The organism is Burkholderia sp. 3C, from assembly GCF_054589155.1.
In genome coordinates this window covers 85,406-98,791 of the sequence record NZ_BAAILN010000092.1, presented here as the reverse complement: position 1 = coordinate 98,791, position 13,386 = coordinate 85,406, and the positions used below count along the sequence as shown (strand labels likewise).

The 13,386-nt window shown below is 69.3% G+C and carries 11 protein-coding genes; all 11 read left to right on the top strand.

Translation table 11 applies throughout. The features are described from left to right. Window positions 1-2: 2 nt before the first annotated feature. The 11 genes from ACYP33_RS16670 to tssK all read left to right on the top strand — a co-directional run bounded on the left by ACYP33_RS16670 (window position 3) and on the right by tssK (window position 13,313). Window positions 3-560 (top strand): Hcp family type VI secretion system effector, encoded by a 558-nt coding sequence (locus ACYP33_RS16670; protein ID WP_414445201.1) that lies wholly within the window; start codon window positions 3-5, stop codon window positions 558-560. A gap of 22 nt (window positions 561-582) precedes the next feature. After that, window positions 583-954: a GPW/gp25 family protein gene (locus tag ACYP33_RS16665; RefSeq protein WP_414445200.1), complete on the top strand. Its 372-nt coding sequence runs from the start codon at window positions 583-585 to the stop codon at window positions 952-954. Between the two features lie 14 nt (window positions 955-968). Next, window positions 969-2,804, top strand: a complete 1,836-nt coding sequence (tssF, locus tag ACYP33_RS16660; RefSeq protein ID WP_459622877.1) for a type VI secretion system baseplate subunit TssF — start codon at window positions 969-971, stop codon at window positions 2,802-2,804. After that, window positions 2,768-3,964, top strand: a complete 1,197-nt coding sequence (tssG, locus tag ACYP33_RS16655; protein ID WP_459622876.1) for a type VI secretion system baseplate subunit TssG — start codon at window positions 2,768-2,770, stop codon at window positions 3,962-3,964. Before tssF ends, tssG begins: the two co-directional genes overlap by 37 nt. Further along, window positions 3,961-6,576: a contractile injection system protein, VgrG/Pvc8 family gene (locus ACYP33_RS16650; RefSeq protein ID WP_459622875.1), complete on the top strand. Its 2,616-nt coding sequence runs from the start codon at window positions 3,961-3,963 to the stop codon at window positions 6,574-6,576. The genes tssG and ACYP33_RS16650 overlap by 4 nt, the downstream gene beginning before the upstream one ends. A gap of 10 nt (window positions 6,577-6,586) precedes the next feature. After that, complete coding sequence (locus ACYP33_RS16645) at window positions 6,587-9,229, top strand: DUF2169 family type VI secretion system accessory protein (RefSeq protein WP_459622874.1); 2,643 nt, start codon at window positions 6,587-6,589, stop codon at window positions 9,227-9,229. Next, a complete protein-coding gene (locus tag ACYP33_RS16640) occupies window positions 9,226-10,332 on the top strand; it encodes a pentapeptide repeat-containing protein (RefSeq protein ID WP_459622873.1) in 1,107 nt (368 codons plus the stop codon). Before ACYP33_RS16645 ends, ACYP33_RS16640 begins: the two co-directional genes overlap by 4 nt. Beyond that, window positions 10,329-10,886 (top strand): DUF3540 domain-containing protein, encoded by a 558-nt coding sequence (locus ACYP33_RS16635; RefSeq protein ID WP_459622872.1) that lies wholly within the window; start codon window positions 10,329-10,331, stop codon window positions 10,884-10,886. Before ACYP33_RS16640 ends, ACYP33_RS16635 begins: the two co-directional genes overlap by 4 nt. Before the next feature lie 78 nt (window positions 10,887-10,964). After that, window positions 10,965-11,363, top strand: a complete 399-nt coding sequence (locus ACYP33_RS16630; RefSeq protein WP_459622871.1) for a DUF4150 domain-containing protein — start codon at window positions 10,965-10,967, stop codon at window positions 11,361-11,363. Between the two features lie 2 nt (window positions 11,364-11,365). Next, window positions 11,366-11,833: a hypothetical protein gene (locus tag ACYP33_RS16625; RefSeq protein ID WP_459622870.1), complete on the top strand. Its 468-nt coding sequence runs from the start codon at window positions 11,366-11,368 to the stop codon at window positions 11,831-11,833. A gap of 37 nt (window positions 11,834-11,870) precedes the next feature. Next, window positions 11,871-13,313 carry a type VI secretion system baseplate subunit TssK gene (gene tssK / locus ACYP33_RS16620; RefSeq protein ID WP_459622869.1) on the top strand — a complete coding sequence of 481 codons (1,443 nt, stop codon included), beginning with the start codon at window positions 11,871-11,873 and terminating at the stop codon, window positions 13,311-13,313. Window positions 13,314-13,386 lie beyond the last annotated feature (73 nt).

Here is a 13,386-nt window from a genome sequence, read left to right as displayed (position 1 = left end):
TCATGGATCTGATTCTTTTCCAGCCGGGCGATCAAAGCATCATGAACGACGACGGCAGCCAGGTCGACAACTCGGCCTGGGCCGCGGACGGCCCCTCCGGCCTCTGCATCGAAATCGTCTCGCTGCACCAGGGCATGAAGCAGCAGATCACCACCGACGTCAGCAACAACGCGCGCACCTCGGGCCGGCCGATCATCACCGAGTTCACGCTCGTGAAGTACGTGGACCAGACCTCGGTCAAGCTCTACGAGTACTGCCTGGGCGCCACCACGCTCGGCAAGGGCGCGGACAAGCCGAGCACGATCTACATCGCGCGCGAATCGGGCGGCAAGACCACCAACATCATGAAGATCGAGCTGAAGGACGCCATCATCAGCGAGATCCAGCTGCAGACGCATCCCGACGACATGCCGACCGAGCAGTTCAAGCTCAACTTCACGGAAGTCATCTGGACCTACACGCAGCAGATGAACGACATGTCCACCAAGGGCGTGAAGACGGCGGGCTGGAGTATCGCGAAGAACATGCCGATCGCCGGCAAGTTCTCGTCGAACCTCTGATCCGCCGCAGCCGGAGCACGCCATGCCGTTCCTGCTCGAACGCCTCGCGCAAGCGCCCGCCTTCGACGGCTCCCGGCCGTTCGACTTGCGCGAGGCGGTCGCCGCGCAGATCCAGCGCATCGTCAGCGCGCGCAGCACCGGCGCGGGCGTGGATCTGCTCGGCTTCGGCATGCCGAGCGCGGTCGAGCTGGAGATGTACAGCAAGCCGCAGCTCGAACGCTATGCGCAGCGGCTGGCGCTGCTGATCGCCCGCCACGAGCCGCGGCTGCTCGCGCCGCGCGTGAAGATCGAGTCGGTCGGGCAGCCGCTCGGCCCGTACCGGCTCGCGATCTATGGTTCGCTCGATGACGGCAACGGCACCGACGTGTTCCATTTCGAGTTGCCCTCCCACTGAGCCCCGAGGTCACGATGCGCCCCGCCACCTCCAACCTCGCCGACTGCTTCCGCGAGGAACTCGCCTCGCTGCGTACCGAATCGGTGCTGTTCGGCGAGAAGCATCACGAGCTGGCGCGCACGCTCGGGCTCAACGCGCGCGAGGCGACCGATCCGCAGGTGGAACTGCTGCTGCAATCGTTCGCGTTTCTCGCGGCGCGGCTGCGCCACCAGATCGCGCAGGACAAGGCGCGCCTGCCCGATACGCTGCTGTCGTTCCTGTATCCGCACCTGGAGGCGCCGATCCCGTCGATGCTGATCGCGCAGATCGAACCGAAGCCGGACGGCGCGGATTTCTCGCGCGAACAGGTGCTGCCGCGTGGCCGCATGATGAGCGCCTCGCCCACCAATCATCTCGGGCAAAGCACCGAGTGCCGGTTCCGCACCTGCTACGACACGCCGCTGCTGCCGCTGCGCATCGACACGGTGTCGTTCGAATCGGGTCACGGCTACGAATCGATGGGCGGCGTGACGGCCTCGCAATCGGTGCTGCGCATCCGCCTGCGCGCCGACGGCGTGGGCACGCTGCATACCAAGGGCGCCGGCCCGCGCCGGCTGCGCTTCTATATCGACAACGCCCAGGCCGACGCGATCGAACTGTATGAAAGCCTCGCGCTGCATTTGAGCGGCGTCGCGGTGCTGCCGTCGATGGCGGCCCGGCCCCGCCAGTTGCCGCCCGACAGCCTGCGCTGGCTCGGCATGGAGCCGGACGAAGCGGCGCTGACCGCGAACCACCATACGCACCCCGGTTATCGGCTGCTCCAGGAGTATTTCGCGTTTCCCGAGAAATTCCTGTTCTTCGAAATCGGCCGTCTCGACGAGATCGATTTCAGCGCCGTGGAAGATTACTTCGACCTGATCCTGGTGCTCGACATGCCGTTTCAGCCGGACTGGAATATCGGCCCGGCGTCGCTGCGCCTGAATTGCGTGCCGCTGGTGAACCTGTTCTCGCAACGCATCGAGCCGATCGCGCTGACCCATACCGAATACGAATATCACGTCACCGGTGACCTGAAGAACCACCGCTACTGCGAGATCCATTCGATCGAAATGCTCGAATCGATCTCGAGCGAGGGCAAGCCGCGCTCGATCGCGCCGTATTTCGCGATGGACGATTTCCGGCGGCTGGAGGATCAGGATTATTTCTACCTGCCGCGCCGGCTGCCCGCCACCGCGCAATACGTGGCCGGCAGCGAGATGTACGTGTCGTTCCTCGACGAGCATTTCGACCTCGGCCAACTGACCGACGAGGTGGTGGGTGGCCGCGCGCTGTGCACCAACCGCCGGCTGCCGGAGCGGCTGATGTCGGGCAGCCCGCTGCATCTGGAAGACGCGGGGCCGGCCAACCGCATCCTCGCCCTGACCAAGCCCACGCCGCACCACACGCCGCCGCAGATCGGCAACCGCCCGTGGTCGCTGATCTCGCAACTGTCGCTGAACCACCTGTCGCTCGACGGCGGCCCGGTGGCGCTGGCCGCGCTCAAGGACATCCTGCGCCTGCACGTCGGCACCCAACGCGAGAGCGGCTGGGCGCAGATCGACGCGATCCAGGCGCTGCGCAGCCGCAGCATCATGCGCCATGTGGGGCGTGACGGCTGGCGCGGCTTCGTGCGCGGCGTCGAATTGACCGTGACGATGGACCCGAGCGATATCGGCGCGGCCAGCACGGTGCTGTTCTGTTCGGTGCTGCGCCATTTCCTGCGCGGCTATGCCAGCGTCAATCATCTGGTGGAAGTCGCGCTCGAAACGCGCAATCTCAAGGGGAGCCACAAGCCATGGCAGCCATCGGCCGGCACCGCTATCGCACTGTAAGGGACTACCTGTTCCAGCAGTACGGCGACTTCGACGTGTTCCAGTTGATGCGCCTGCTGCTCTCGGACACCGACCCGGCGCTGCCGATCGGGCAGCGGCTGCGTTTTCGCGCGGATCTCTCGGCGGCATTCCCGGCGCGCGAGTTCACGCGCATTTCGCTGCTGCCCGGCGAACCGGACGACGCCGAGCTTGATGCCGAGCTCGATGCCGCTGCACCGGCCGGGCGCCGCGCGCGCCGGATTCGCGGCGTCGACATCCGCACCGCGAATTTCTGCATCGCCAGCGTGACCGGCCCGCTGCCGGAATCGTTCACCGAATGGGTGCGGGAGCTGGCCTCCGAGCGCGCCACGGCGATGGCGGACTTCCTCGACATGTTCAACCAGCGCGCCAACGTGCTGCGCTATCAGGTCAAGCAGGCGCTCACGCCGGGGCTGAACGACCGTCCGCCCGGCGAAACCGAGATCGCCGGCTGCCTGGCCGCGCTGTCGGGCCTTGCCGACCCCCGGCTGGCCGCGCGCGTGCCGCTGCCGCAGCGCGCCTGGCTCGGCATCGCCGGGCTGCTGGCGAACCGCCGCCGCCCCGCCTCGACGCTGGTGGACGTGCTGGGCGCGGCGCTCGACGCGCAGGTCAGCGTGACCGAGAACGTCGGCGCCTGGCACGAACTCGACGTGCGCGACCGTTGCGTGCTCGGCGTGCGCAACCATCAGCTCGGCCGCACGCTGGTGGTGGGCCGCCGCGTGTGGGACCAGCAGGCGCGGCTGCGCATCGAGATCGGCGTGGTGGATTACGACGCGCTGCAACGCCTGCTGCCGCCGCCCGACGGCTCGGACCCGACCGAACCGGCCGATCCGCCCGACAGCCTTGGCCGCTGGGCGGCGTCGGCCGCCACCGCCCGGCCCGCGGGCGCCTCGTCGAACTACGCGATGCTGTGCGGCCTCGTGAAGCTGCTGGTGGATCGCCTGGCCGACTGCGAGATCGTGCTGCACGTGCGCGAGGCCAGCGTGCCGGGCGTGCCGCTGCCGCAACCGGCGCGCGGCACCGACACCACCTCGATGCGGCTCGGCCAAAGCGCCTGGCTGGCCGGCAAGCCCGCGCATCCGCACGCGAGCCGCCCGGTGCGCTTTCTGATTCGCACCAATCACGCCGTGGAGGCCGCATGAACGAGATTCTTGGCGTCGACGCCACACGCGCGTTCTCCGTGCAGCGGCTCGGTGCGCCCGAGCCGCGCGTGTTCCTGCACTGCGCCGTGTTCGTCAATCGCAACACCGTGCTCGGCGCGGAAACCTTCCGGCTGGAAAGCTTCCAGGGCCAGGAGCAGGTGTCGGAGCCGTTCGAATTCCAGCTCGAACTGAGCGGCAATTCGAGCGGCGCGGCGTCGGGCCGGCTGCGCTTCGACGAACTGGTGGGCCGCGCGATCACGGTCGGCATCGCCAAGCCGGTGGGCGACGCCGCGTCGAGCGAGGGCGCGTTTCAGGCCGCGCTCGATGGCGACAGCGTGGCCGCCGAACAGTTTTCGCTGTTCAACGGCATCGTGACGAGCTTCGCGGCCGGCCATCGCGGCAACTACAGCATCGGCATGAAGCCGGCGCTGCACCGGCTCGGCCTGACCAACCACTACCGTGTGTTCAATCGCCGCACCGTGCGCGAGATGATCGAGCTGCTGCTGGACGCGCACCACATCGCCTACGCGCCGATCGCGGTCACGCTCGACAACCTGGCCACGATCCGCCGCCAGGACTGGATGCAGGCCGGCGAGACCGATCTCGAATTCCTCAAGCGCCTGATGGGCAAGGCCTTGATGCACTACTACTTCGTGCACGGCGCCACCGGCCACCGCGTGGTGTTCTCGAACCTGCCGCAATACCCGGAGGTTGCGCCCGGCCAGCCGCCGCTGCGCTACACGTACACCGAGACGAGCGCGCTCGGCATGGAGCAGGACGATCTGGTCACCGAATTCAGCATGAAGCAGACGCTCGCCAGCACCGGCGTGCATGGCGTGCTGACCCAGCAGGACGGCGCGTGGCTGACCAACCGCGTGGTGCAGTTCAATTCGTTCAGCGCCGACGAACATCACGATGCCGATCCGCTGCCGTTCAACCTCTACAAGAGCTATCAGTACGGCGGCGGCAAGGAGGAGGCGCGCATCCTCTCGCGCAGCACGCAAAGCTCGCTGGAAAGCAGCCGCCGCGAGTTGAGCGGCGCGAGCCGTTGCTCGGCGTTTCGGGTGGGCCATCGCTTCCGCCTGCGCGCGGCCGGCGATGGCGAAACGCCCGAGGCGACGTTCCTCGATGGCGCGTTCGTGCTGACCTCGGTGTCGCATCAGGCCAGCATGGACGGCGGCTACCAGAACCATTTCCAGGCCGGCGACGCGGCGTTCCTGATCACGCCCTACTCGATCCAGTCCACCCAGCAGGGCGCGGTGCTGGCCGAGGTGGTGTCGGGCACCAGCGCGCCGGCCCAGCCGCCGATCGATTTCGGCGCGGCGTCGTCGTTCGCCACCGCGCAGGCCAGCTTCGTCGACACCCTTAACCCCGGCTCGTTTCCGCAGATCGGCGTGCACGTGCGCTTCTCGACCGCCGCCAAGGACGACCCGCCGGTGTGGATCAAATTGTCCGCGTCGATGCAGACCGCGCCCACCATCGGCGCGATCGTGGTGGTGTCGCGCGCGCAGGACGAATCGGAGCTGCCCGAGATCCAGAACGTGATCCAGTCGAACGGCAGCACGCTGGTAGTGCCGTCGGGCTGGCTGTCGAACACCCATGTGGGCAGCCAGTATTCGACCAACTACGGCGACAACCAGACCATCAACTACGGCCGCTTGTCCGCGCCGGACCTGGGCCAGGCCACGCGGATCGTCTCCAGCGCCTATGCGAGCGGCCATTTCGGCAACGCCAGCTTCTCGCAGGGCGCGGGCTACAGCTTCAGTTGCGCCGACCCGTCGGCGCCCGGCGCGCGTTCGAACCCGGCCGAGCTGTATGGCGGCGGGCAGCCCGAGGGCGACATCCTCAGCGCCACCGAGGCGATCGGCTCGACCTACAGCCGCACCAGCGGCACGCGCAGCTACAGCCACTCGGTGTTCGGCACCTCGATCAGCGACAGCACGGTCGGCGACGAGCAATCGACGCGCGCCGTCGGCGACAGCAGCGCGGTATCGATCGTCGGCAGCTCGGTCAGCCTCTCGACCACCGGTATCAGCATGAACACCAACATCACCGGCTCGGTGATCGACAGCACCATGGTGGGCAGCACGGTGCGCACGACGATCAGCGGCGACACCCTCGAAACCAGCCTGTCGGGCGACACGGTGCGCAACACGGTTTCGGGCGACCTGATCGAGGACAGCGTGAGCGGCAACGTGATGCGCAACACCACCTCGGGCAACGTGATGGAGGTGTCGCTGACCGGCAACGTCACCCGCAACACCACCACCGGCAACGTCTTCGAAACCTCGCTCACCGGCAACACCACGCGCACCGAGACCACCGGCCTCACCGTGGTCGATCACGTGAACTGCGGCGAAACCGTCACCAAGATCAACGGCGTGGTGCAGCAAAGCGAGACCAGCGGCGCGTCCACCACCACCGCCACCCACGGCGACACCACCCGCATCGAGACCAGCGGCGCGACCTCGAACATCGTCACGATGGCGGCGATCACCGTGGTGGAGACGGCCGGCCCCGGCGCGCGCGTGTCGAACAACGATGAAACGCCCCACGTCGACAACATCGTGACGCGGATCCACATGATCGAAGCCACGCTGATCTTCATGTGAGCGCCGCCCGATGAAAATCGTCAAACCCCAGTCGCTCGGCCTGTTCTTCAAGCCGTACACGTTCGAGGGCCGGCACTACCTGTCGGTGGCCGCGCTCGGCTTCTTTCCGCTCGGCGCGCCCTGCGAGCGCTATTTGGCCGAAAGCACCCAGTGGCCGCACGTGGCCGCGAGCCTGCCGGCCGGCCAGCCGCTCGACGAGGCGATGCCGCGCCCCGGCGCCGAGGTGCTGCTGCTCGGCGCCGCCCATGCGCCCGGCCAGCAGGCGTGCGCGAGCCTCACCGTGCAACTGCGGCTGGATGCCGCCGACGGCCGGCCGCTGATCAGCAAGTGCCTGGCGGTCTGCGGCGAGCGCGAATGGCGCGCCGATGCGTTGCGGGCGCGCCAGGTCGGCCGCGCCAAGCCGTTCCTGACGATGCCGCTGACGTACGCGCGGGCATTCGGCGGCCCGCGCAATCCGGTCAATCCGGCCGGATGCGGCACCCGCGAGGCGCGCTTCGGCACCGGCAGCGGCGCGATGCCGAACGTGGCCTACCCGGCCGGCGAGGTGGACGCCGCCTGGCGCGCCGGCGTGCCGGCCGGGTTCGGCCCGATTCCGATCGGCAACGCCGCGCGGCGCGACCGGTTCGGCCGCTACGGGCGCGGCTGGAGCGCGCCGGCCGAGCCCGGCTTCGCGCCGGACCTCGATTGGCACGTGTTCAACATGGCGCCGCCCGATCAGTGGCTCGACGCGCCGCTCGCGGGCGGCGAGCGCTACACGCTGCGCAACCTGCATCCGCGCCATGCCGAACTGACCGGCGAGGTGCCGGCCTTCGCCGCGCGCGCCTTCGTGCTCGGTGCGGGCGAAGCGCCGGCGCAGGCCCGCGAGGTGGCGATGAAGCTCGACACGCTGTGGCTGGTGCCCGATCACGATCTGGGCGTGTCGATCCATCACGGCACGATCGAGATCGCCGACAGCGACGGGCAGGACGTGGCCGTGCTGATGGCCGCCTACGAGCATGCGGGCGAGCCCAAGCCGCGCTCGCACTACGACGCGGTGATGGCGCTGCGTCTCGATCCGGTGCTGGGCCGCCAGCACGTATTCAACGACAGCCAGCTCGCGCCCGAGCGCTCGGCCGAGGCGCTGGCGCGCCGCGCCGCGCGGCAGCACGAGGCGGAACAGGCGGCGCTCGCGCGCAGCCAGCAGCGGCTCGACCTGCTCGATGCGCAGTATTGGGCGCGGCGCGGCACGCCGCCGCCGGCCGATCACGTGCCGGCGCGCGCCACGCTGCCGGCGCTCGGCCTGATGACCTCGCAAACAGTCGCCGAAGGCGATTTCGATCTGTCCGAGATCGTCACCAAGGCCAAGGCATTGGCCGACGACGCCGAACGACGCGGCAAGGCCGCGCTCGCCAGCGTGCCCGCCGCCGTGCCGGCGCCGGTCGATCCGGCCGCCCTGCTCGACGCCGCGTTCGAGCGCGCGGCCCGGCCGGCCCATGACCTGCTGCCGCCCGCCGTGGCCGGCCGCGATCCGCAGGTCGAATCGATGCTCGCGCAATGGCCGCCGCTGCCCGCCGATGCAAGCGAGCAGCAACGCAGCCGCGATGCGGCCTCGCGCGAGGCCATCGCCAAGTTGCCGGCGTTGAAGCGCCAGTCGCGCCGCGCCGCGCCGAAGCTGGCCCAGGCCGCGCTGCCGTATCCGCCCGAGGTGGCGGCGCAGCTCGGCGCGCGCGTGCGTCAATGGCATGCGGCCGGCGTGCTGCTGGCCGGGCGCGATCTGGCCGGCGCGGATTTGCGCGGCGCCGATTTCTCGGGCGCGGACCTGCGCGAGACGATGTTCGACGGCGCGGACCTGCGCGGCGCGTGTTTCGCGGGCGCGAACCTGCAAGGCGCGGTGCTGCTCGGCGCGCGGCTCGACGGGGCCGACTTCGGTGGTGCGAACCTGCAAGGCGCGAACCTGTGCGAAAGCCGGGGCGACGACGTGGTGTTCGACGGCGCGGACCTGACCCGCGCCCAGGCGATCGACGCGCAATGGCCGCATGCCAGCCTGCGCGGCGCATGCCTGCGCCGCCTGCTCGCGATTCGTCTCGCCTGCCCGTACGCGGTGTTCGACGGCGCCGACGCGAGCAAGGCCACGCTGTTCGATCTCGACGCCGACGACAGCCGCTGGCACGCCGCCACGCTGGACAAGACGGTGTTCCTGCGCGCCCGGCTCGCGCGCGCCGATTTCGGCGGCGCCAAGCTGCTCAAATCGGTGTTCACGATGTCGGACCTGCAGGCGAGCCGCTGGCACGAGGCCGTGCTCGACGGCGTGCAGGCAGGCGGCGCGACGGTCTGGCGCGACGCGGTGCTGGCCGGCGTCACGGCGAGGCAATGCGGCTTCAACGGCGCGGATTTCGGCCGCGCCGACCTCAGCGGCGCGCGCCTGCTGCGTTGCGATCTCGGCCGCAGCGACCTGCGCGGGGCGCGGCTCGACGGTGGCCTGTTCGCGCGCTGCGGCCTGTATCGCACCGACCTGCGCGACAGCGACGCGGCCGCGGCCGAGTTCTATCGCTGCCTGTGCCGCAAGACCGATTTTTCCGGCGCGCGCCTGGTGGATACCGCCTTCCTGCAATGCGAACGCAGCGGCGCGATTCCGCCCGAAGGCGCGCTCGCCGCCACCGGGAGCCCGGCATGAGCACCCTGCACCAAGCCGTGCCCGCCTCGCAGAGCGCCGCGCCGTGGGACGAGATCGCGCTCGCGATCCGGCTCGACCAGCCGATCCGCGCGCACGATCTGCGCGGTCTCGACGCGCGCCACCGTGCGCTGGCCGGCGCGATCTTCAACCAGACGGACCTGGCCGGCGCCTCGTTCGCCGGGGCCGACCTGGCGCGCGTGCGCTTCATCGATTGCGATTTGCGGGGCGCCGATTTCGGCAACGCCGATCTCGATCACGCGAGCTTCGTCAAATGCGACCTGTCGCAAGCCCGGCTCGCGGCGCGCAACCTGCGCCACGTCAGCTGGATCGATTGCAATTTGACTGCCAGCCATTGGGAGCATGCGCAGGTGCAGGCCTGCACGATCGTCAACGGCACGCTTGACCAGGCCCGCCTGGATGGCAGCGCGCTGACGCGCTGCACGCTGCTGAACAGCCGCTTCGATCGCACCAGCGTGGCCGGCGCGACGCTGCGGCAATGCGTGATCAGCCCGGCCGACTGGCGCACCGTGAACCTGGCCGGCCTGCAGGCCGAGGGCACGATCTTCTCGAACGCGAATTTCGAAGGCCAACTGATGAGCGGGCTGCGCCTGCCGCGGTGCTCGATGCAGGACGCCGAACTCGGTCATGCCGACCTGGCCGGCGCCGACCTGAGCCACGTGAACCTGTACCGCGCACGGCTCGCGCACGCCAACCTCAGCAATGCGGTGGCGCCGCACGCGCTGCTGCTCGAAGCCGTGCTGACCGACACCAGCCTGGCCGACGCGCAGCTCGACGGCGCGATCTTCCAGAAAGCGCGCCTGCACGGCTGCCGGCTCGACGGCGCGCGGCTGCGCGCCAGCATCTGGAACCGCAGCCATCACGACAACGTGTCGTTCCGGCGCGCCGACCTGAGCCACGCGCGCTTCGAACAGGTGGAGGGCGATCACGTCGATTTCGGCGACGCCACGCTCGACCACGCCCAATTCCACAACGCGTCGCTGTGCGAGACGAACTTTCGCGGCGCCAGCCAGCACCGCGTCGGCCGCACCGACCCCGCCCGCCTCGCCGCCGAGGCCCGCACGCTCGCCCTGGAGAACGAATGATGGCTACCGCCAAGACCGGCAACAAGCTGCCGCCGCCCCTGCCGCTGCACCTCGTCGAGGCCCGCATCATCGTGGCGCTCGACCAGCACGCCTTCCTGCTCGACGACGGGCGCGCCGCGCACCAGGCCCTGAGCTGCCTGATCCGGCCCGAGGTGGGCGATCACGTGCTGGTGGCCACCTGCCGCAATGCGGCCAGCTACGTGCTGCACATCCTGCATCGCAGCGAGCCGCACCTGGTGCAATTGAGCGTGCCGGGCGCACGCGAGCTGCGCATCGAGCAGCCGCGCATCAGCCTCGGCGCCAGCGACGCGATCACCGTGCAGGCGCTGACCGACGTGGAGATCAGCGCCGCCACCGGCGCCCTGAGCCTGAACGCGCGCAACCTGTTCACCACCGTGCAGGAAAGCCTGGTGCAGAGCGTCGGGCAGTTCGTCGGTCGCGCCGGCCATTACCTGCTCGAAGTCAGCCGGGTGCTGCGCCTGCATGGCCAGCAGGCCGTCGTCACGGCCGACGAGGACGTCAAGGTCGACGGCGAACGCATCAGCATGGGCTGACGCCGCGCTGCCTCGCCGTTGCCCCGCCACCGCCTCGTTACCGCACCGCTCGCCACCGAAACCGGAGATCCGCCCGCCATGTTCGCCACCAACAGCGTCGCCGCCATGTCGATGTTCACCGTGCCCGACGTCTGCAAGACGCCGGCCCTGGTGCCCGTTCCGCTGCCGTATCCGAACATGGCGATGTCGGCCAGCCATATTCCGTCGGTGTTCAACGTGATGTTCGGCGAGGGGCTGGCCGAGAACCTGATGACCGAAGGCACGATCAGCATGGGCGACGAGCCGGGCGTGCTCGGCGGCGTGGTCTCGGGCATCTTCATGGGGCCGGACACCTACCTGACGGGCAGCCTGAAGGTGATCGTCGGCACCGCGTTCGCCACCCGCATGACCTCGCTGGTCGGCATGAACGGCCTGCCGTTCAACACCATGGGCATGTCGCTGGTGCCGGCGCAGTTCAAAGTGCTGCTGCTGGGATGAGCATGCGCACCGCATCCGCCCCGCCGGCGTGGTTACGCCGCCTGTCGCTCGCCGCGCCGTGCGCCCTGCTCGCCGCCTGCAGCTGGTTCGGCCCGAAGACGGCCGCCGTCTCGCAGATCAAGGTGGTGGCCGAGATCAGCGCGAACCAGAACGCCGCCACCCAGCTCGACGTGGTGTTCGTGTACGACAGCAACGTGCTCGCGCTGCTGCCGGCCACCGGCCCCGACTGGTTCCAGAAAAAGGACGCGCTGCTGGCCGGCCTCGCCACCGCGATCGACGTGGTGAGCCTGCAGGTGCCGCCCGCCACGCTGGCCACCGCCAGCCTGCCGAAGCGTCATGGCAAGGCGATCGCCGTCTACAGCTACGCGAACTACCTGAGCGCGGCCGGCCAGCCGAAGGGCAACATCACGCCGTACAAGAACGTGACGATCTGGCTCACGCCGACCGCCGTCACCTATCAATCGCAGTGAGGCCCGCTCGCGATGCGTTTTCCGGAATGAACAGGCCATGACACTCACCGCCCCGCTCCCCGATGCCGTCCAGTGGTCGGAAGGCATGATGCTTTCGCCGCAGCATCTGCAACAGAACGACCGCTATTGGCAGGCGCATCTGCGCCATCGCCTGCAAACCGTGACGCCGTTCTACTGGGGCGTGCTGACGCTGCGCTTCGAACTGGTGAAGGAAATCCTCAGCATCAGCGAGCTCGAATGCCTGCTGCCCGACGGGCTGCTGGTGGGCTTTCCCGGCGCGCTGCCCTACACGCCGCCCGGCAACATCGAGATCGACGTGGGCGCGGCGTGCCGCAGCGGCGAGCCGCCCGTCAAGGTGTGGTGCTGCGTGAACCCGCGCGGCGCGCACGCGGCCGTGCAGGACAGCCAGGAACGCCGCTACAACTCGGTGCTCGACGAATCGAACCTCGACGAAAACACCGGCGAGCAGGCCGTGCAACTGCCGCGCCTGCAGGTGCGCTTCCATCTGCACCTGGGCACCAGTTCGCCGTCGACCCAGACCGCCGTGCCGCTGCTCGAAATCTCGCGGGCCGACAACCAGCAGTTGCGCATCACGCCCTACCATCCGCCGATGCTGAACATCGCGGTGGCCGACAGCCTCGGCGAAACCAACCTGTGGCGCGGCCTGCACGAACTGCACGATCAACTGTGGGACAAGGTCGTGCAGTTGGGCGAGCACGGCAAGCTCGATGCGCGCGAGGACACGCTGAGCGTGGAGCAGCGCCAGCATCTCGATGCGGCGCGGCGCATCGGCGCGTGCCTGCCGCCGTTCTCCACGCTGCTGGCCGCCAGCACCCACCCGAGCCAGCTTTACCAGGCGCTCGCGCACCTGGTGGGCGCGGCGGCCGGGATCGGCGCCGACCCCACGCCGCTGCTGATGAAGCCGTATCAGCACGACGATTGCGCGCCGCAGTTCCGGCAGGCGATCGAGTTCGTGCAGGCGCGCATCGACACGCTCGACACGCGCTACGAACAGCTCGATTTCAAGCGCGTCGAATCGTATTCGCCGACCCAGCCCGACCTGTGCTTCGAGCGGCGGCTGCCGCCGGGCATGGGCGACGAATTGATCGTCGAACTCGAGCCGCGCGACGGGCAAACCGCCACGCAACTGCTCGGCTGGCTCGACGAGGCCCTGATCGCCGACGCCGCCGTGCAGCCGAAGCTGCGCCGCGCGCGGGTGGCCGGCGCGCTGGTGCGCGCGTTGAGCGCGCAGGAGATCGAGCGCGAGAAGCTGCGCCCGCATGCGCTGCTGTTCGCGATCCGCAACCAGCCGCTCGCGCTCGACGACCAGGGTGCGCTGCACGCGTTCGGCGACGCGTCGCTGTTGCAGATCGTCGGCCGCAAGAACGATGCGCGGCCCAACGCGATCGTGCTCTATCGCAACAAGCTCGCCACCGGCGCGCCGGCCCAGCCCGCTCCCGCAGGAGATCGCCATGCATGACGCGCCCGCCTGGCCGCAACCGCGCACCGGCAGCTACGTGCTGGTGGCGCGCTTCGCCGATTTCTACCAGGAC